Annotated in this window: 17 protein-coding genes; all 17 read left to right on the plus strand. The window is 29.0% G+C overall.

Annotated features, from left to right (window positions below):
* Positions 1–297: OmpA family protein (locus Q0776_RS06985; protein ID WP_298366415.1), on the plus strand; the 297-nt coding region annotated here is incomplete at its 5' end.
* Positions 298–1,729: 1,432 nt separating this feature from the next.
* Positions 1,730–2,359: a 7-cyano-7-deazaguanine synthase QueC gene (gene queC / locus Q0776_RS06990; protein ID WP_298366417.1), complete on the plus strand. Its 630-nt coding sequence runs from the start codon at positions 1,730–1,732 to the stop codon at positions 2,357–2,359.
* A complete protein-coding gene (locus Q0776_RS06995) occupies positions 2,359–3,189 on the plus strand; it encodes a glycosyltransferase family A protein (protein ID WP_298366418.1) in 831 nt (276 codons plus the stop codon). Before queC ends, Q0776_RS06995 begins: the two co-directional genes overlap by 1 nt.
* Positions 3,182–3,934 carry a glycosyltransferase family A protein gene (locus tag Q0776_RS07000; protein WP_298366419.1) on the plus strand — a complete coding sequence of 251 codons (753 nt, stop codon included), beginning with the start codon at positions 3,182–3,184 and terminating at the stop codon, positions 3,932–3,934. The genes Q0776_RS06995 and Q0776_RS07000 overlap by 8 nt, the downstream gene beginning before the upstream one ends.
* Positions 3,927–7,115 (plus strand): glycosyltransferase, encoded by a 3,189-nt coding sequence (locus Q0776_RS07005; RefSeq protein WP_298366421.1) that lies wholly within the window; start codon positions 3,927–3,929, stop codon positions 7,113–7,115. The genes Q0776_RS07000 and Q0776_RS07005 overlap by 8 nt, the downstream gene beginning before the upstream one ends.
* 229 nt (positions 7,116–7,344) lie before the next feature.
* On the plus strand, positions 7,345–7,653 hold the full coding sequence (locus Q0776_RS07010; protein ID WP_298366423.1) for a hypothetical protein: 309 nt from the start codon (positions 7,345–7,347) through the stop codon (positions 7,651–7,653).
* Positions 7,654–7,661: 8 nt separating this feature from the next.
* Positions 7,662–8,189, plus strand: a complete 528-nt coding sequence (locus Q0776_RS07015; RefSeq protein ID WP_298366424.1) for a hypothetical protein — start codon at positions 7,662–7,664, stop codon at positions 8,187–8,189.
* A gap of 63 nt (positions 8,190–8,252) precedes the next feature.
* On the plus strand, positions 8,253–9,209 hold the full coding sequence (locus tag Q0776_RS07020; protein ID WP_298366425.1) for a DUF4407 domain-containing protein: 957 nt from the start codon (positions 8,253–8,255) through the stop codon (positions 9,207–9,209).
* 267 nt (positions 9,210–9,476) lie between these two features.
* A complete protein-coding gene (locus Q0776_RS07025; protein ID WP_298366427.1) occupies positions 9,477–10,466 on the plus strand; it encodes a hypothetical protein in 990 nt (329 codons plus the stop codon).
* A gap of 234 nt (positions 10,467–10,700) precedes the next feature.
* Entirely contained in the window at positions 10,701–10,880 is a 180-nt protein-coding gene (locus tag Q0776_RS17805; RefSeq protein WP_366138976.1) for a helix-turn-helix transcriptional regulator, read from the plus strand.
* Positions 10,880–11,476 carry a DUF1819 family protein gene (locus Q0776_RS07030; RefSeq protein WP_298366429.1) on the plus strand — a complete coding sequence of 199 codons (597 nt, stop codon included), beginning with the start codon at positions 10,880–10,882 and terminating at the stop codon, positions 11,474–11,476. The genes Q0776_RS17805 and Q0776_RS07030 overlap by 1 nt, the downstream gene beginning before the upstream one ends.
* A 1-nt stretch (position 11,477) precedes the next feature.
* On the plus strand, positions 11,478–12,059 hold the full coding sequence (locus Q0776_RS07035; RefSeq protein ID WP_298366431.1) for a DUF1788 domain-containing protein: 582 nt from the start codon (positions 11,478–11,480) through the stop codon (positions 12,057–12,059).
* Positions 12,060–12,065: 6 nt separating this feature from the next.
* The gene (gene brxC, locus Q0776_RS07040) at positions 12,066–15,575 is read left to right on the plus strand and encodes a BREX system P-loop protein BrxC (RefSeq protein WP_298366433.1); all 3,510 of its coding nucleotides are present in this window, start codon (positions 12,066–12,068) and stop codon (positions 15,573–15,575) included.
* A gap of 14 nt (positions 15,576–15,589) precedes the next feature.
* Entirely contained in the window at positions 15,590–16,453 is an 864-nt protein-coding gene (locus Q0776_RS07045; protein ID WP_298366435.1) for a hypothetical protein, read from the plus strand.
* 5 nt (positions 16,454–16,458) lie between these two features.
* Positions 16,459–19,848, plus strand: a complete 3,390-nt coding sequence (pglX, locus tag Q0776_RS07050; protein WP_298366437.1) for a BREX-1 system adenine-specific DNA-methyltransferase PglX — start codon at positions 16,459–16,461, stop codon at positions 19,846–19,848.
* A gap of 33 nt (positions 19,849–19,881) precedes the next feature.
* A complete protein-coding gene (locus tag Q0776_RS07055; protein ID WP_298366439.1) occupies positions 19,882–20,196 on the plus strand; it encodes a hypothetical protein in 315 nt (104 codons plus the stop codon).
* Positions 20,197–20,284: 88 nt separating this feature from the next.
* Positions 20,285–20,620: an HIRAN domain-containing protein gene (locus tag Q0776_RS07060; protein ID WP_298366441.1), complete on the plus strand. Its 336-nt coding sequence runs from the start codon at positions 20,285–20,287 to the stop codon at positions 20,618–20,620.
* Positions 20,621–20,624 lie beyond the last annotated feature (4 nt).

Raw genomic sequence — 20,624 nt, forward strand, 5'->3', positions numbered from 1 at the left:
GTTGAATTAGATAAAGTTGTTGAGTTAATGAACAAGTATCCAGGTATGGTAATTAGATTAGAATCACATACAGATAGTAGAGCCAACGATCAATACAACATTGTACTTTCTGAAAATAGAGCTAAATCTACCTATGATTACATCATTTCAAAAGGAATTAGCCCAGATCGAATTACGAAATATGAAGGGTTTGGAGAAACTCAATTAGTGAATAAATGTTCAAATAATGTAAAATGTACAGAAGAAGAACATCAACTAAATAGAAGAACAGAATTTATAATTCTAAAAATGAAATAATAATAAAGAGCAGTCGTAATATAAATTTACTTGATTATACTACCGTTGTGGGGACGACAAATTTCTCAAGAAATTATATGCGGCTGCTTATTTTTACTAGTATTTTAATATAAATATATTTTTATATTACTTACCTCTTGAATAACCTAGTTTTACAAAAAAAAACTGCAATTTTCTCTTTACTAAAATATGATTACTTTTTTAAGTAAGTAGGAGGAATGTTTTTTTATGAAGGAAGTCTATTATTTTTTATAATAATTATCACAAAATTTTTTTTCAGAAAGATTTTTAGTTTATTTTTTACATTCAATTTAGAACTTTAAATGAAACATTTGAAAATTTCAAATATTTTTTGCTTAATAAATTGTGTTTTTAATATCTCTTTTATTTTCGTTAAACTTTTGCGTAGAATTATTTATGATGTTCTTTAAACCATAATATGAGGTTTGTATAATTGTTTTTTTTTAACTAAATTCAAATGTAGAAGAGTCTTTCGTCCAATTTTGTTTTGGAATACTTTTGTTAATTAAAATACAATTCGAGATTATTCTCAAATGATTACCTTACTCGTTTGATAGAAATTCATTTAAATTAAACATGAAAAAAGCGATTTAGGAGCACTAAATCGCTTGTTTTCACATTCTTATTTTGTAGCGTGATGCTGAATTGAACTGCAGACCTCCTGGTTATGAATCCAAGTTAAATTGAATTTAAAGCCATTTTACTGGGGCTCCCGAGCTATTGTATTTTTAAATCGTATGCAAAAACGTATGCAGTTTTAGCTTTTGATTATTATTAATTTTCTTAATGCAATTTAGTAAAAAAAGATTCATTTTTTAATGTTAAATATTGAATTTTTAATAAATAGAAGTATTTATAAATGATAAGGTATTGTAGCTAGAGTAAATTATGTAGAGTCATTAATATATTTTTTGCATTAAAACTTAAACAATAGTATAAATGCTAGTTAGAATAATCTTGAAACAAAGAAGTGAGCTGTAAAATGTGGAAACCCGTATATTAACTGTTAGAGGTATTATTACTTTTGAATCAATCATTAATAATGAATTTAAAGCATTTATTAAATTTAAAATGTAAAATTTATGTTAAGGAAAGTATTAACATTAGTGGATATGGACTTTATTATTTTTTGAGCAAAATTTGATTTGGAGATATTAAATTTTTAAAAGGTTGATTAGGTCCGAAATTATGATGAAACCTTGTTAAAAATAAAAAGTGCTGTTTTTTAATAGAAGATAAACCCTTTACAATTCAAACTTTGATTATTGATTATATTAATTGTATCTAATATATTAAATCAATTAGTTGTATGGAGAATAATTTATTGAAAACCATCTTATTTTAGCTAAATAATAGAGAGGTTTTATTATTTTTGATGTTGAAAATGATTAAAGAACCCCTAAATATTGTTATGAAAAAAGAAACAGTAATTCTTCTGTTAAGTGGAGGAATTGACTCTACAACGTTACTTGCTAAATTAGTTAAAGAAAATTATGAAATTATTTGTTTAAGTTTTAACTATAATCAAAGAAATAAGTTAGAATTGGAGTTAGCGTGTAACAATACATCTTATTTTAATGTAAAAAAACATATAATAATAGATGTTCCTAAAAACTTATTTGAATCATCAGCTCTGGTCAATAACAAACTTGATATAAATGGATTTAATGTTGACTCTTATGGAAATAAAAGAATTAATTCATATGTGCCTTTTAGAAATTTAGTATTTTCAAGTTTAGCATTAAGTAAAGCAGAATCATTAGGGGTAAAAAAAGTTTTTATTGCTGTCAATAAAGATGATTCTGAAGATTATTGGGATTGTAGACCCTCATTCTTTAAACAATTAAATTTATTAACAGAATCAAGCTCAAATATTAAAATTAAGACACCTTTCATTAATTATTCAAAAAGAGAAATTATAGAAATAGCTAATCAGTTATGTGTAAATTTAGATAATACAATTTCATGTTATCAACCAGTTAATAATCAAGAATGTGGAGAATGTTTGAGTTGTAGAATAAAGGAAGAGGCGTTAGCATAATGAAAAAGATTGAAATTGGAGTTTTAATTGCAACATCAATGGATAGAATAGATTTATTATTGAATAGATCTCTAAATTCTGTATTAAATCAATCAATTCTTCCTCATCTATTAGTTATTGTAGATGATAATGAAGAAGAAATTTATTTTTCAAATAAGTGTATAATTGAAAGAATGAACTTGCCAAATGTTTTTTATATTAAAAACACTAGGAAAAGAGGAATGTCTGGTACTGGTGCTTGGAATACTGGTATTGACTATTTATCTAAGAAAATAGGAGTAAGTGATTATGTAGCTATTTTAGATGATGATGACTATTGGGATAGTTCTTATTTAAAAGCAACAAACAGTATTATAAAAAAATCAGAGCCAAAAGCAATTTTTTCTTATTTGAAAAGAGAAGATTGTAAACACCCGCATAAATTTGAATATGAAGATTTAAATGTAAAAAACTTTTTAGTTGGGAATCCTGGAATCCAGGGAAGTAATATGATTTTCAAGCTTTCTGCATTAGAAGAAATTAATGGTTTTGATGAAAATTTAAGAAGTTGTACAGATAGGGATTTAATGATAAGATTTTTAAATGAATATGGAATAAAAGAAATAGAAATTAATCCTAATGTCCTAGTACATCATTGTGTTGGACATAAAACAGTTACTTCAAATATTGAAGCAAAAAAAAGAGGTTTAGATGTTTTTTATAAGAAACATTTAAAAAAATATAATAAAGAAACTTTAATATCGTCTTTAGAAAGATCAAAAAAACTGTTTAATTATTCAAAAAGTGACGAGATTATTAAACTTTTTAAAGAGTTGAAATTTAATGGTTAAAAGAAAAATAGTTGTTGCTGTTGCAATGCATAATAATTCAAATGAAATACGGAGATGTTTAATTTCAATATTAAGGCAAGTAAATATAGAAAGACAAATTCATATTGTTATTGGAAATGATAATTCATTTGATGATTGGAAATCGCAAATAGAAGATATTTTGCATATTAATCATAAGGTAATTTCAATATTAAATTTAAATAACTCTAATGTTGTTAAAACCAGAAATGAAATAAACACATATATATTAAAGAATCTAACGGAAGTAGATTTAATTGCAAGGTTAGATGCCGATGATGAGTATTCAAATGCCGATGTATTATCAAAAATTGAACAAATATTTAATTCAAATAGTCCTGATTTAATTCTTGCAGGAAATTATTTGAGATTAAATAATACTATAATTAGTAGAGTTAATAAAAGCTCTAGAAAATTGTTAGATAAAAAATATTTGAAAGATAGAGTATTTAATATGTCACAAGGTGATTCGAATGCTGAATTACCCTCTTGTAATTTATTTATTAAACCTTCTGTATTAATTCCATATCCAAATATTGAAAGTGGTGAAGATCATTTATTATTGATAAAATATTTATTAAGCAATACTTATAAATGGCATTTTGCTGAAGAGATTTTAGCAGTGAACTATAATCTAAATGGTTCTACAACCTTGAGTAACAAAAAAAAGAACACTTATATTTCTTGTAGAGAAGAAATGTATAATATGCTATTATTGAATGAGTAAAAGAATTGATACAGCAAAAAGTATATTGGAGTCTCAACATATATCCAAAACAATTTATTTGGGGAGTGGTCATGAAGGAGTTGTTTTTAGAGATAATAACTATGTTTATAAAGTTATTATTCCATTGCAATTTGAGAGCTTTAATTTTGAAAAAGCCTACAGAAGAAAATCTTATTTTTTGAACCTACCAACTAATACCAAACATTTATATAATATTGATTTAATCAGAGCAAAAGAGACTTTTATAGTCAAGTATAATTATGAAGAAGGAGAAATTTGCTCAAATTATCACGAAGATGAAGCAATTAGTATTTTAACCGAATTATGGATCCTTAAAATTATTATTATGGATTGTAAACCTGAGAATTGCATTCGGGTTGGTAATACTATTAAAATAATTGATTTAGATGGTAAAGACTATACTGATAATCTATTTCTCAATATGTGTGCGAGAATGTATTTATACATTAATTATTATGCCAAATATGAGTATTCACATTTTCAAAAGGTAAAAAGATCAGCAATCAATAATTTCACATTATCTGAATTAAAAGGGTTGCGAGAATTTGTAAATAAAGTTTTTGCAAATATTATTTTAGAACAATCAAAGGATAAGGTTTCATTTAATTTAACTACATCTTCAAAGGAATCAATTAAGTATTCAGAGAAGTTAAATTTTGAAAAATCGTTTTATTTGGGATTAAAAAAAGGAAAATATTTGACAAATGTTTCATTTGAAGATGTTAATCTAAATGAACATAATTATTTTGAGCCTAGTTCTTTTTTTGTAAATTATGAAAAGATTAAGCCATTACAAGAAAAAGTAAGTTTACTCATAAAAACTTGTCCTCAAGATGTTCAAACTGTGGAGGAGAATATAAAACACATAGTAAAACAATTAATTTCACCTAATCCGTTTTATGAAATAGTTGTTTTAATTGATCCTAGAGAAAATAATTTTTTAAGAGAATATTACTCAAAGGGCTCTGTTCAATTATTAATTGATAAAATTCAAAAATTACATTTAAATAATGTAATTGATAGATATATAGTTTTTGATAATGAACAAAGTTTAAGTATTAACAAACAATGGTTTGATCTTTCTTGTAAAAGATCACACACTTCAAAAAATGCCCCTGTTTCTCCTCAATTATGGGCTTTTAATCAGTGTAAAGGTGATTTTATTTTACAAATGGATGTTGATGTAATGATTGGACGTAAAAATTATAAGCATTCTTTTTTAAAAGATATGCTTAATGAGTTTTATAAGAATAAAGAAGTTCTTTCTGTTGGATTTAATATATTGAATAAAGAATCAAATGATTATTTCGGGTTTAAAAATGGAGGTTTTGTCCCTGAAGTTAGAATGGGATTGTTACATAAAAAAAGAATAAACTCCTTATTGCCTCTACCTAATTCTATTGATGATAATGGAAATTTAGAATTTACTTGGCATAGGTCACTTTTAAAAAAACAAAAAGAATCAAAAAAATGCTCTATTAGAGGAGGTAACCATGAGTCATTTTATATTCACCCACAAAATTATAGAAAAAATAAGCCATATGCATGGATGTTCATACTAGATAGAGTTGAGCAGAATAAAGTTCCAGAAATCCAATATGGAGCTTTTGATTGTGAAGGTTCATTATATGATTGGTCAATTCCAAAACGAAATGAGAAGTTAGTAGTAGTTTCATGTTTTAGAAATGTTTCTTACAATCGTTTTTTAAGAATGTGGTATTCTTTGATGAGTCAAAGTTATAATGATTTTGGTTTGATTCTACTAGATGATAATTCAGATAATGGATTACCTTACCTTATTGATTCACTAATTAAGCCTTATAAAGAAAGAATTACTTTTATAAAGAAAAGAACAAAATCTACAAGACTAGAAAATGTATATAGATCAATTCATTACTATATGGATAATCCTGAATCTATTATCGTAATGTTAGATGGGGATGATGCGTTAATTGGTAATGAAACATTACAAAACTTGATTTACAAGTACGATAATTATAATGCTGATGTTGTTGTTGGAAGATTTCACCAAACTTATAGATTACAACCACATTATAGATATCCTGTTGATTTTAATAACCCAAGAAAAAAAGGAGGAAATGTATGGCAGCATTTAAAAACTTTTAAAAAATACTTGTTTGATTCAATTCCTCTAACACATTTCAAATATGAAGATAAAGAAAAGAAGTTATATCAAAACAATTGGTTTGAAACTTGTGATGATTTTGCTTTAATGGTGCCTATAGTTGAAATGAGCAAGCAACCATTACAGTTAAATGAGGTTAATTATTTCTATGAGCGTGATTATGATAAAAAAGATGAAGATAGAGATTTAAAAGAAAGCTGTATTGCAGAAATTTTAAATAAACCTAGTCTTTCTCCAGTTATTGCGTTTAAAGGAAGAAAAACATTTGAACCAAATCAGAACAAAATTGAAATTGATATTACATATGATTGTAATTTAAAATGTATTGGATGTAATCGTTCTTGTACGCAAGCGCCAACTACAGAGTCTGTTAGTGTATTAGATATTGAAAAATTTATTAATGATTCGATAAGTTTGAATAAAAAATGGGAACTAATAAATGTGTTAGGAGGAGAGCCAACCTTACATCCAAATTTTGAAAAAATAATAGAATTAATACATGAAAATTATATTGAAAAGTTTTCACCTAATACTATTTTACAAGTTGTTTCTAATGGTGTTGAAGCGAAGTCTAGGGATTTATGTGAAAAGGTAAAATCTTTTAAGAATGTCAGAATTGATTATGGATCATTTAAGGAAAGTAAAAATGTAGAATATTTTTCACCTTTTAATGATGCCCCATTTGATGATGAAGACTATGATAATTCGGATTATGACAAAGGTTGTTGGGTAACCAGTTATTGTGGCATTGGTTTGAATAAAAGAGGTTATTATGCATGTAGTATTATTGGTGGTATCGATAGATTAAAAGAAGGAAAGAATGCAATATCGAGCTTATCAGAAGTGTCAAAAGAAGATTTAAAAAATCAACTTGAGGAATTTTGCAAATACTGTGGTAATTTTAAAGCTTACAATCAGAATGCAGGAGATTTTATTCCTAGAATTGAAAAAGAACCTTTTAAAAATATTGTAACTAAATATTGGAAAGATATTTATAAAAAAGCAAATCAATAAGTATATCTAATTTCTTTTTAGAATTACATTTAAAACAAAACTCATGGACTTAAAATATATATGGATAATAAAATATAAAAAGGCTCATTTGTATGAGTTAAGACCAACTTCTGAATAAAGCAATAATTATAAATACAAGTCAATAGTAATTAAAACCTTACGGAAACCCGTAAGGTTTTCTTTTTTAATGAAGGTAAATTTGAGGTAAAAATATTAAACAAGGGAATAGTTGAAAAATTCTAAAAAGCAAAATTATCAATTTGGAAAATTTAATCATGGTTCATATGGAGCGAAATTGTTTGATGAACGTTGGAAAAAATTACGTAAATCCGTGTTGAAACGAGATTTTAATAAATGTGTAGTTTGCAGCTCTGTCGAAAACCTTCAAGTTCATCATAAGCAATATCATTTTTCTGAGCTTAAAAGAACTTTTAAAGAGCCTTGGGAATACGATATTAAATATTTAGTGACAGTTTGTAAAAAGTGTCATCAAAAAGGGCATAGTAAATATAAAATACCAACGAAATATATTAAATAAATTATAAAATGGGATTATTTGAATTTTTTAACAAAAAAAATAAATCAGAAAATTTAATTGAAAATATAGAGCCAAGCGAAGCTCAATTTGTAGATGATACCGAACCTCAACCTGAAAATGAATCTATAATTATTTATAATTTAGATGAAATTTATGATTATGCTAGTGTTGATTTTGAGCAAAGAGGATACCAAGATGCATTGACCAACCCAGATACTTCATATAAAGAAGAAAATATTGATTTATTATTGATGGATTTAGGGATAAAAATAGAAAGAGCAATATTCCATTATTCAAATTTATTACAAGACCTTGAGTTTCATATAAAATCTAGAAAAGATGCTGGGCTTATTGATACAGTTAATCAGCTAGAAAGTCAAAAAGAAAAAACATTAAAGAGTTCATCACAAGTAAAAATGATTAAAGATGATTTTGAAAATAATGAAGGGTTGAGCAAAAGAATTAGATTTTCTTATAAAAGAGGTTTTAATAGAGGGTTGGCATCAATGTCAACTAATTTACTTAATTCAATTTAATTGAACATGAAAAATTGGTGGATTAAATTCGGTTGTTTTCTTACAGGTTACAATTATGAAATAATGAGGAATAGTAGTGAAGCGAGTTCTAAAGCAGTGAAAAAATTTACTTCGGCAATATTAATTGTTTCACTGATATGGGGGTTTATAGGATATTCATTTTGTAATAGATATATTCACCTTAATCAATTTGGATCTATAATAGGGGCTGTAATTATGGTTTTTATAATTATCCAGATTGAACGACAAATTATTCTTAATGTTGGGAAAAACAAATTTTCATTGACTTTTAGATTTGGAATAGCACTAATTATGGCTATTCTTGGTTCTCTAATTATTGATCAAATAATTTTCAAAGAGGATATTGAAATAGCACAATCTGAGAAAATTAATGCAAGAATAGAACAAAATTTAGAAGCTAAAATTTCTATGATAAATGATGAAATATCTAGGCTAGATACATTGATTGTGGAGAAGAACGTAGAGAGAAATTTATTACTTAAAGAAATTACTACAAGACCTACAATTAAAATGCCTTCTAATAAAGTTAAACGAATTCCGGGAAAATTTAATAAAAGCGTAGTTGATAAAGTCACTGGTGAGATTTCTATAGTTCAAAAGGACACCATGTATATAGAAACTGAATATACGAGTTCATCGGTACCTAACCCTAAAGGGGATTTAATTCCAATTATTGAAAATGATCTAAATGAATTTGCAACAATGAGAAGTGATTTTATTGCTCAAAAATTACAAGTGAGGAAAATTGTTGAAAAAGAAGAAAAGGGAAAAATAGGTTTTTTAGATGAATTAGATACGATGTATGTTTTATTGAGTAGTAACAAGGTATCTCTATTTGTTTGGTTACTTTGGTTTTTCTTTTTTATGTTCATCGAGTTGTTTGTAGTTACAGGTAAATTGGGTTCTAATAATGAAACTGATTATGATATAACAATTTTACATCAAAGAGATGTAAGAATAAAAGCTATAGAACAATTATCTAAGAAAAATAGAGATTAAAATTTGTAGATGTTGATCTATTAGAGATTTTGATGTATTTAAAGTAATAAAAATTTAAATACATTTAAAAGCTCCTTCAAAATTTGTCTACCCTTATGTTATTGGAATTTATATTTTTGATAATTTAACTCTCGCTAATTTAGATAAAACTTTTATAGAGTTAATTACTGAAAAATTCAACACTATAAATGATGTACTAATTTAGCCTTGGGTAAAAGAATATGCTGAAAAATTATAGAGTTTAGATAATTTTAAAAACTAATTTATATGTGGTTTAAAAAACTAACTGGATTTGATGAAGTTTCTCCAGAGAACGTAAGAAAGAATATTTTAATTGATGGAGTAAACCTAACTTCAAAAGAGAATAGTAAGTCCTTTCAATTTGGAACTTTGCAAATACCAACACTTAATGAATTAAAAGAACAGTCACCTCCTTTAGCAATATATAAAGAAAAAATTATGGTAACTGAAGTTGTTGGTGATGTTCAAAAATTACATTGCATTCCAGATAATAAAAATGCACTATTTCAGGCTGCATCTCAATTCAATTTACTTGAAATGGTAGGTCCTCATATAACCCCTGAACATGGAATTGATATTTATGAGCATGACCATACTCAAGGTCCGGCATGTGCCATAGCTTGTGGAGCTGGAACTATTTACAGAAACTACTTTGTTCCTCTTAATGGACAAATAGGACAGACTTCAACGAATCAAATTGATTGTTTAGATTTGATTGGAGAAAAATTAAATAATAGCGAGTTACTTCTTTGGAATATGAGTAATGGATACTTCTTACCAAGTAAAGAAAGACTATTAGAAATTAACACTCAGCTAAGCAACTTTAATAATTCTCAAAGTGAGCATTTAAAAGGTAGGCTTAAAATAGGAATTCAGTGGGATACTGAGGTAACTCTTACCAATCAAAAACAAATTGTATCACAAGCATATTGTTCAGCGCTTCCTGTGGCCTATTCGGATATTCAATCGTTTTATTGGGAGCATTTTGCAAGAATAATATTAGAAGCCGCTTATGAAGCAACTCTATATGCTGGTTTGATTAATTTGGGTAAAACAGGTTCGAACAAGGTTTATTTAACGCTTTTAGGAGGCGGTGCTTTTGGCAATGAACCTAATTGGATAATGGAATCAATATCAAAATCAATAGTAAAATTTAAAAATACCCCATTGGATGTTAGAATAGTTAGCTACGGCAATTCAAAACCAAGAATTCAACAACTCATCAACGAATTATAATGATAAAAAGAACTGAGTTGATAATTAAGACTTTTCTTGTTTTAAAATTATCGTTATAAAAAATATTATTAATTAAATAACGTCATCTCCTTTTATTGACATGTCCTATTTATAACCAAAGAAACATTTATAAAAAATTTGAATAATGAATGAAAATTTGAATAAATTTAGAACCATTCTTTTAAACTCTTTCGTTACCTTTACTGAAGAGAAACTTTAATTTTTATTAAATAGATGCTGTTAAAAGAATTACTAAAATCTAAAGGTGTTAAACAAAACTGGTTAGCCCAGCGAATTGGGGTGAGCACTGTCACTATGAGTAACTGGGTAAAAGAAAAAAGCCATCCTTCAAAGAAAAACTTAATGAAGCTGAGTGAAGTACTGAATGTTCATCTAAATGATTTGGTACATTAATGATTGAGTTAAATAAATATAATTTTTCGTTTACGGGGTTTTCACTTAGGGTGAATGAAATGATAAAGGTCGCAGAGGCTATTCAGCTAGGTCAACCAGTTGAAATGGTTGATTTTGGTGATGGCAATAGAAATACTGGCCAACGTAGATTAAACGAAATTAAAAAAAGGTTAAGCAAATTAACAGATAAAGAATTACAACTTTTCATTGCTGGAGATTTCACCTCTCAAAAACAACTCGCATTTTTATCGGTATGCAAATCACATAGTTTTATTAGAGATTTTGTGGTGGAGGTATTACGTGAAAAATTACTGGTGTTTGATTATCAAATTACCGAAGGAGATTACATTTCATTTTATAGACGAAAATCTGAACTACATCCAGAAATGGAAAAATTAACAGAAATTACCGAAAACAAGATAAAACAAGTCACGTTTAAAATATTAGAACAAGCTGGAATCATAGATGACATAAAAAGCAAAATGATTCAACCTCAACTTTTAGACGCTAACGTTATCAATACAATAGCATCTGATAATGAGCAATGGTTAAAAGTCTTTTTTATGAGTGATATGGATATAGAAAATAGAAGTTAATATGGTAGAGATTGTAAAAAAGTTTGACGATTTATACAAGAAACTATCATCTAGTCGGTTTTTAAGAAAAGATGGATTGGGTGGTGAAATACCCTTCTTTATATCACCATATAAAGCCGAACAAGAGCTAAAAGTAGCGGAGTCAATTCAACTATTGAAAAAGAAATTAGACACCGCTGGGGTGCCTATTTTAGAAATAAATTTATATGATTTAGTTTGTGAAATACTAGACGAAAAAGGTGGTGTGGAGCGAATGTTTCGAGTAGAAAAAAAGAAATCCAAAGAGAAATTTTTAAGAGCATTACAATCGTCATTAAATATACATCAAGTGTTGATGCCTAGGATTGAAAAGAAGATATTGGAAAGTGAAGCCAAGATTTATTTCCTAACGGGTGTTGGTTTAGTATACCCATTCATAAGGTCTCACAATGTATTGAACAATCTTCAAAATATTGCAAAAGAGGCTCCAACGGTGATGTTTTTCCCTGGGGATTATGATGGGCATTCTTTAAATCTTTTTGGACTGTTGAAAGATGACAATTATTACCGAGCATTTAATATTGATAAAATTGAAGCAAAATAGATTATTATGATAAAGAAGTTTTTTGAAAAAGACATCAACAGAAACATTGAAACGGTTATTAAAGCGGATGACCGTGAGCATATCTCAGATGAGGTAGTTGAATATGTAATCACCAATGAAATTGGAAAAAAAATTAGAGACCTCTTCTCTGAATACATTGATTATGCTGGAGCCAATGGTGTTTGGATATCAGGTTTTTTTGGTTCTGGTAAATCTCACTTGTTAAAGATTTTATCATATGTGTTAGAGAATAAAGAAGCATATGATGGTTATAAAAGTGGAGAGTTATTTGCTGAAAAGATTGAAAATGACGAAATGTTAAAAGCCGATGTTCTTAGAGCCTCCAAAATACCTTCAGAATCTGTTTTATTCAACATAGACCAGCAAGCTCAGATTACAAGCAAATCTGATGAGAATGCCATTTTATCTGTATTTTATAAAGTGTTTTTTGACCATTTAGGGTATTATGGTTTTCAACCTCACGTTGCGGAATTTGAAATGTGGCTGGATAAACAAGGCCAGTACGATACGTTCAAAACCAACTTTAATACCAAGCACGGAAAATCTTGGGAAGAAGCTAGAATTGATTATTTCGACCCGATGGTAACTGACGATATTGCTGAAGTATTGGGTAAATTAAATAATACAGATGCATCAAAATATGAAGATATTTTAGATGATTTAGAAGATAAACAAAAACAATCCATTGAAGATTTTGCTGAAAGAGTTCATAACTATCTAAAAACAAAACCATCAAATTTTAGACTAAATTTCTTTGTGGATGAAGTTGGGCAGTACATTAGTGACAACACTAAACTGATGCTAAATTTACAAACCATCGCTGAAACCTTAGCTACAAGAACTCACGGAAAATCTTGGATATTGGTAACATCTCAGGAAGATATGGAAAAGGTTGTTGGAGATATGAACAAGCAACAACAGAATGACTTTTCACGTATTCAAGCTCGTTTTAAAATAAAAGTTCCATTGACCTCTGCAAATGTGGATGAGGTAATTGAAAAGCGTTTATTAAAGAAAGATTGTGATGCTCAAAAACAGCTGGTAGCTTCTTATCAAACAGAAAGTGCCCATTTAGAATCATTAATTTCATTTTCAGAAGCAGGAGTTCAATTTAAGGGATATCGTGATGGAGCTGATTTTGGGAATAAATTCCCATTGGTTCCATATCAATTCGATTTATTTCAACAATGTAGAAGAGCATTATCAACACACAATGCATTCCAAGGAAAACACGCTTCCGTTGGAGAACGTTCTATGTTGGGAGTATTTCAGCAAGTGATTCAAAAAATTGAAAATAGAGATGACAAAGCCCTGGTTAGTTTCGACTTAATGTTTGAAGGTATTCGTAATGAATTACGTGGTGAAATCCAAAGTTCAGTGATTTTAGCGGAACGAAATCTGGATAACAATTTCGCTAAGCAAGTATTAAAAGCACTATTCCTAGTGAAGTACTTTGTGAATTTTAAAACAACCAAAAGAAACATCTCCGTATTGATGATTGATGATATCAATATCGATATTAAAAAGCACGAAAAAAATATTGATGAAGCGCTGAATATTTTGGAGAACCAAAATTACGTACAACGAAATGGTGATTTGTATGAGTTTTTAACGGATGATGAAAGAGATATAGAAGAAGAAATCAAAGAGACCGAAATAGATGAAACAGCTGTTACCCAATTATTAAAAGAAATTTTATTTGATGAAATCATACGTGATAACAAAATAAAATACTTGGATAACAAGCAAGATTACGATTTTACCACCAAGATTGATGGCTCTATGTTTGGACGAGAAAAAGAGTTAGAAATTGAAATCATTACAGAAAATTATAGTGATTACGAGAACGTAGTTTTTATACAATCACAAACAATGGGTAGCACCAGTATGAAAATGGTGTTGAGTTCTGATGCTGTATTTATGAAAGATGTTAAAATGTATTTAAAAACTCATAAATACGTAAAACAAAATCAATCTACATCCAATGCAACAGAGCGCAAACGAATACTTCAGGATAAAGCACAATTAAATGCTGAAAGACGAAGAAATTTAATGCTCATTGCTAATATTTCGTTGGCAAAGTCTACTGTTTATATGAATGGTTCTAAACACGAATTGGGGCAAACAGCTGATGGTAAGACTCGTGTGGTAAATGCATTTCAAGACCTGATAAAAACAGTGTATTCAAGTCTTAGAATGTTAGGTAGCACACAATACAGTGAAGATACTGTTAAAGCAACTATTGTCTCAAGACAAGATGATTTATTTGGAGCAGATGATGCTACTATTTCAGAAGCAGAATCAGAAATATTAAATATCATAAATAGACGAAAGAAACAAGCAGACAGAACATCCTTAAACGACCTTAAAATACACTTTTCACGTAAACCATATGGTTGGTATTCAAATGCTATTTGGACCGTTACCGCAAGGCTATACAAGCGAGGTAAAATTGAAGTAATGCAAGGTCCGAACCTATTGGAGGACCAAGATGTATTGAACGCATTATTGAACAGTTCTAAACACGGAACTACATTATTAGAACCACAAGCAAGTTTTGATGTGGGTGCTGTAAAAAAATTAAAGCAAACTTATAAAGATGCTTTTGATGAATCGTGCCCATTAAAAGAACCTAAGGATGTGGCCAATGCTTTTAAGAATCAAATAAAAGAAATGGCTGTTGGTGTAAATCAATTGCTGGCTCGTAAAAATGAATACCATTTCCTAAAAACTTTAGAAGATTTTAGTGAAAAATTGGATACGCTATCTAAAAAAGAGTACAGTTATTATATTACCAATTTGGCCAATTTTGAGGATAACTTATTAGATGCTAAAGAGGATTTATTAGACCCGATTAAACGGTTTATGAATGGTGACCAAGTAAAAATTTACGATGAGGTTAAAAAATTATTGAATAGTAACAATGCCAATCTAAATTTTATTGAAGGAGATGAGGTTAAAACCTTAGAGACCATTCTTGATAGTGAAACTCCTTACAAAGGAAATGGCATTCAATTGGCAAAAGCATCAAAAGATAGCTTAACTAAAAAAGTATTGGAAGCTATCAATTCCGAAAAGGAGATATTCAATACGAAGTTGAATGCGATTGAGAAAGCAATTAAAGATTCGGAAGAATACAGCAAAATTGAGGAGGCAAAACAACGACAAATTGAAAAAACGATACTCGATTTAAAAAAGAAAATAGCTGAAGAACGCTTTATTGGTAATATTAGAGATATTACTCATACAATGGATGACCATTTGTATAGTAGCCAAATGAATTTAATGACGGAATGGTTAACTCCAAAATCAGCTGAAGGTGATGGAAGTAAAGAGTATAAAAAAACAACACCAAAATACATTAAAAAGAGTAGCATTCACATTGAATTTGCAAAGCACGAATTAACTACTGAAGAAGATGTGGAAGCATATATGGAAGCTTTAAAAGAAGCCTATTTAGAACGCATACACCAAAATCTTAAAATCACATTGTAATTAAAATAATTGTTATGAAATATACAAAGCCAGAAATTATTAGTCTTAAAAATAGTAATGAGTATAACGAAAAATGGTTGCAAGCAAGAATTGAAGAGGACCCTAGTGTAATTGGTTTAGGAGAGCTAGAATTTAGAGATACTGAAAAAATACTATTAGGAGGAGGTCGTTTGGATACAATATTATATGACCCTGAAGATAATAGGAGATATGAAGTGGAAATTCAACTAGGGAAAACAGATGAAACCCATATTATTAGAACTATAGAATACTGGGATTTAGAGCGTAAAAAAAATCCACAATATGAACACTGTGCAGTTATAATTGCTGAAGATATTACAAGTCGTTTTTTAAATGTAATTTCATTATTCAATGGCTTTATTCCCTTAATTGCAATCCAAGTTAAAGCAATTAAAGTCGAAGATAATATTTCATTATTTTTCACAAAAGTATTAGATGAATTAAAATTTGAATTGCTTGATGAAGATATTGTTTCTGAACCTTCTGATAGAAATTATTGGGAAAAAAGAGCAACTATTCAATCTTTAAAATTGATGGATAATATTTTTAAGGAACTAGGTGAATTAGTTATTGAATATAAACCTAAATACAACAAGCATTATATAGGTTTAGAGAAAAATAATATGGCTAATAATTTTATAGAATTTGTACCAAGAAAATCTGTTGTTATTATGAATGTTAAACTGGTAAAATCTGAAGAACACGATGAGTTATTAGAGCACTCGGACATAGATACTCTTCCTTATGATAAAAATTGGAAACAGTATAGAATGAGGTTAAATAAAAAAGATATACCAGCAAATATAGAAGTAATAAAGAAACTAGTAAATGACGCTAAACAAGCTTATAGAAATTAATTGCTATGAACACCAACACCCTAAAAAAATTCGCTCAAGAAGCTCGACTAAAATTAATATCACAAATTGGAGCTAAATTAGAACTGGTTTTAACAACCGATTCTGCTGAGTTACGTGAAAAAGCATCGCAAGTTAAAAAGCTACAAGAAGCTATCAATACTTCTAGTAAAGAACACGTAATTGACACAGTTGCCTATACGTGGTTCAATCGTTTTATGGCATTGCGTTTTATGGATGCCAATGAGTACCAACCTATTGGCATACGAGTAGTAACTCCAAAAGCTGGATATACCTTACCAGAAATTTTAGATGAAGCCAAACAAGGAAATATTTCTGATGAGTTACACGTAAATATACAACATATTTATGATGTCTTGGATGGAAAAACACCAAGTAACAACGCACAAAACGAAGCCTATAAGGAATTGTTAATTGGAGCTTGCAATCATTTAAATCACGTTTTCCCGTTCTTATTTGAAAAGTTAAGTGATTATACAGAGTTGTTATTACCAGACGATTTAATATCTGAATTCTCAATTATACAAGATGTAAGAGAAGGGATGACCACTGAAGATTGCCAAGATGTAGAAATTATTGGTTGGCTATATCAGTTTTATATTTCTGAAAGAAAAGATGAATTAATCAATGCCAAAAAGCGATACAGGGCTGATGAGATTGCACCTGTAACCCAATTATTTACACCCAAGTGGATTGTACAATACATGGTTGATAATACCTTGGGGCAATTATGGAAAGAAGCCAGACCAAATACAAGGATTACCAGCGCATTAGAATTTTATATCAAACCAAATAATTCAGAACTCATTCCTTCACGAGATTTAAAATCTATGGAGGATATTACGTTTTTTGACCCCTGTGTAGGTTCTGCTCACGTATTGTGTTATGCTTATGATATTTTCTATAAGATGTATGAGGAAGAAGGCTATAATCCTTCCGATATTCCAGAACTGATTATCACTAAAAACTTATTCGGAATAGACATTGATGATAGAGCTGCTCAATTGGCAAGCTTCGCTTTGATGATGAAAGGCAGAAAGAACCAAAGACGTTTTTTTAGAAAGAATATTGTACCAAATATAACAGCTTTTCAAAATATTGAATCACACCCGAAATTTGAAAATGCTAAAGTGTTAGGGTCTCTAATTAAAATTACAAAAGAAGAAGTTGATGAAATAGAAGTTGATGAAACAACATTGTTTGTTGATAGAGATTTGCAATTAAAAAAACAGGCTTCTTTACTCGCTGATAAATATGACATTGTTGTCACCAACCCACCATACTTAAATTCTTCCTACATGGAAGGTTCTTTAAAGCAATTTGTAGAAAAAGAATATAAAGAAACAAAGTCTGATTTGTTTGCTTGCTTTTTGGTTCAAGTTTCAAATTTCACAAATGAAGATGGTCTCATTGGGTTTATATGTCCATATGTATGGATGTTTATAAAATCTTACGAATGGCTACGAGAAAATACAATAGATAAAACAACAATAGCTTCTTTAATTCAATTGGAATATAATGCCTTTGGACCAGCAGTAGTTCCTATTGGAACTTTTGTTTTAAGAAACAAATTCATACCTGATTATGAAGGGTTATATATCAAATTGTCTGATTTTAAAGGTGTAGAAAATCAAAAGCCAAGAACACTGGAAGCTATTCAAAATGCAGATTGTGGATGGTTATTCAAAGCAAACCAAAATGACTTTTTGAAATTACCTAATTCAGTTATTGGTTATTGGGCTAATGAATCCATGATTGAAATTATGGACAACGTTAGTCTTGAGAAAACGACTTCCTTCAAAGAAGGTTTAACGACAGCTAACAATGACTATTTTCTTCGCCTGTGGTATGAGGTACCACTTTTTAAATTAGATTTTGCTCTTAACCCTAATAAAACAGGAGATGATAAAAAGTGGATTCCTTATAATAAGGGTGGAGCTTTTCGAAAGTGGTATGGCAATAGATTTTTTGTTGTGAATTGGTCTCAATCTGGAATGGAAATAAAAAATTATAAAGGTTCCTCTTTTAGAAATGCTAGTTTCCAGCTTAAGGAAGGCGGAACCTTTTCAGCATTAAGTAGTGCGTCTCTTTCTGCAAGATATAGTGAGCCTGGATTCGCTTTTGATAGTAAAGGAACAATGTTCTTTTCAGACAAAAACCTAGAAAATGTAATTGCGTTTTTAAATTCAAATGTTTGTTCGAAAATGCTCAAAGTTGTTTGCCCGACTTTAGATTTTAGATTTGGTACTATTCAACAGTTACCATTTTTGGTTAACGAAAAAATTGACATTGGAAATGTAGTTAATATAGCAAAAGAAGATTGGAATCAAATTGAAACATCCTGGGATTTTAATCAAAACGAACTAATCCGCATCAAAGGGCAAGACCTTGAAGAATCCTACGATTTATATCAGCAATACTGGGAAAAAAAATTCTTCCAACTGCACCAAAATGAAGAAGAACTCAATAAGCAGTTTATAGATATTTATGGGTTACAAGCCGAATTAACACCAGATGTAGCTTTAAAAGATATTACCATTTTAAAAGAAGAAACCAAGATTGTAAATAACCAATTGGTATTTCAAGCAGATGAGGTGTTCCAGCAATTTATGAGCTATGCAGTGGGTTGTATGTTTGGCCGTTATAGTTTAAATAAAGAAGGTTTAATACTAGCCAACCAAGGTGATACCTTAGAAGATTATTTAACCAATGTTGGAAAGTTAAAAGAAGAGGTTACTTTCCTTCCAGATGATGATAACATTATTCCAATATTAGATGATGAATGGTTTGAAGATGATATTGTAAACAGATTCAATGAGTTTTTAAAAGTAACATTTGGTAAAGCTAACTTTGAGAAAAACTTGGCATTTGTAGAAGAATGCTTAGGTAAAGATGTCCGTAAATATTTTGTAAAAGACTTTTATGCAGACCACATTAAGCGTTACAAGAAAAGACCAATTTATTGGATGTTTTCTTCACCAAAAGGAGCTTTTAATGTGTTAATTTATATGCACCGTTACACACCAGACACGTTGAACCAAATATTAAATGGCTATCTAAAAGAATACCGAGAAAAACTAAATACACACATTGAGTCTTTAGACCATTTAATTGAAACTGGTTCCTCTTCAGAGCAAACCAAAGCATCCAAAGAAAAAGACAAGCTTAAATTAGTGATTAATGAGCTCCTAGAATATGAAAGAGATGTATTGTATCCACTAGCTACAGAACGTATTGCTATAGACCTAGATGATGGTGTATTGGTAAACTATAATAAGTTTGGGGAAGCCATTAAAAAAGTAGCTGGTTTAAATGATGCTAAAGCTAAAGCCAAGGTGAAAAAGTTTGATTGGATAGATGTAAAAGAGATAAGATAAAGTAAACATAAATAATAATTTAAAAGAATAAAAATGAGCGATGTAATAAAAATAAGTAAAGATGTTATGTCAGCATTCTTTCCAAATAGTGATGAGCATAAACAATGTTATGATAGACTTTTAAAAAGAACACAAGAAGCAGGATTTAGTTCACTTCAAGTTCATCCTAGTTTTCAAAAAGAACACAATAAAAATGGTAAGCACCTTGTTTATATGGAGACTAAAAACTTATTTTATGCTACTGATAATCCAAGTGCATATGTTCTTAAATGTGTTAGAGAAGGTGTAAAACCTGAAAGCATTTGTGCCATTAATAAAAAAGGAGAGTATATGAATATTCATATTTAAAAATAGTTGGCTTAGTTAATAAAAAAGTCAAAGACAAGGTTAGAAAATTGATTGATATAAGTTTAATATGACAATATAAAACTTTGAAATGGAAAATGAAAGAAAAGTTTTCTTGATTTATGTGGCTGGGTCTCGTTATGAAAATAGTGATGGGTCATCAAGAATTAAATATTTGTTAGGGTTGACAAATAGCGATAAGCTGAAATTAATACGAGAACCAGACAATCCTTTTGACCAATATGCCATTAAAGTAGTCTATGGAAACAACTTTCAAATTGGATATATTCCAATGGAAAAATCAAAAATCATTACCGAATATTTGACTCAAGGTTATAAATATGAAATACCAAAATTTTCGATAATTAGAGCTGATATTGGATATAGATTGAGTTGTGAGTTTAAATTAATAATGATAAAAGAATAAAAAT

Source organism: uncultured Lutibacter sp., from assembly GCF_947495725.1.
GTDB lineage: Bacteria > Bacteroidota > Bacteroidia > Flavobacteriales > Flavobacteriaceae > Lutibacter.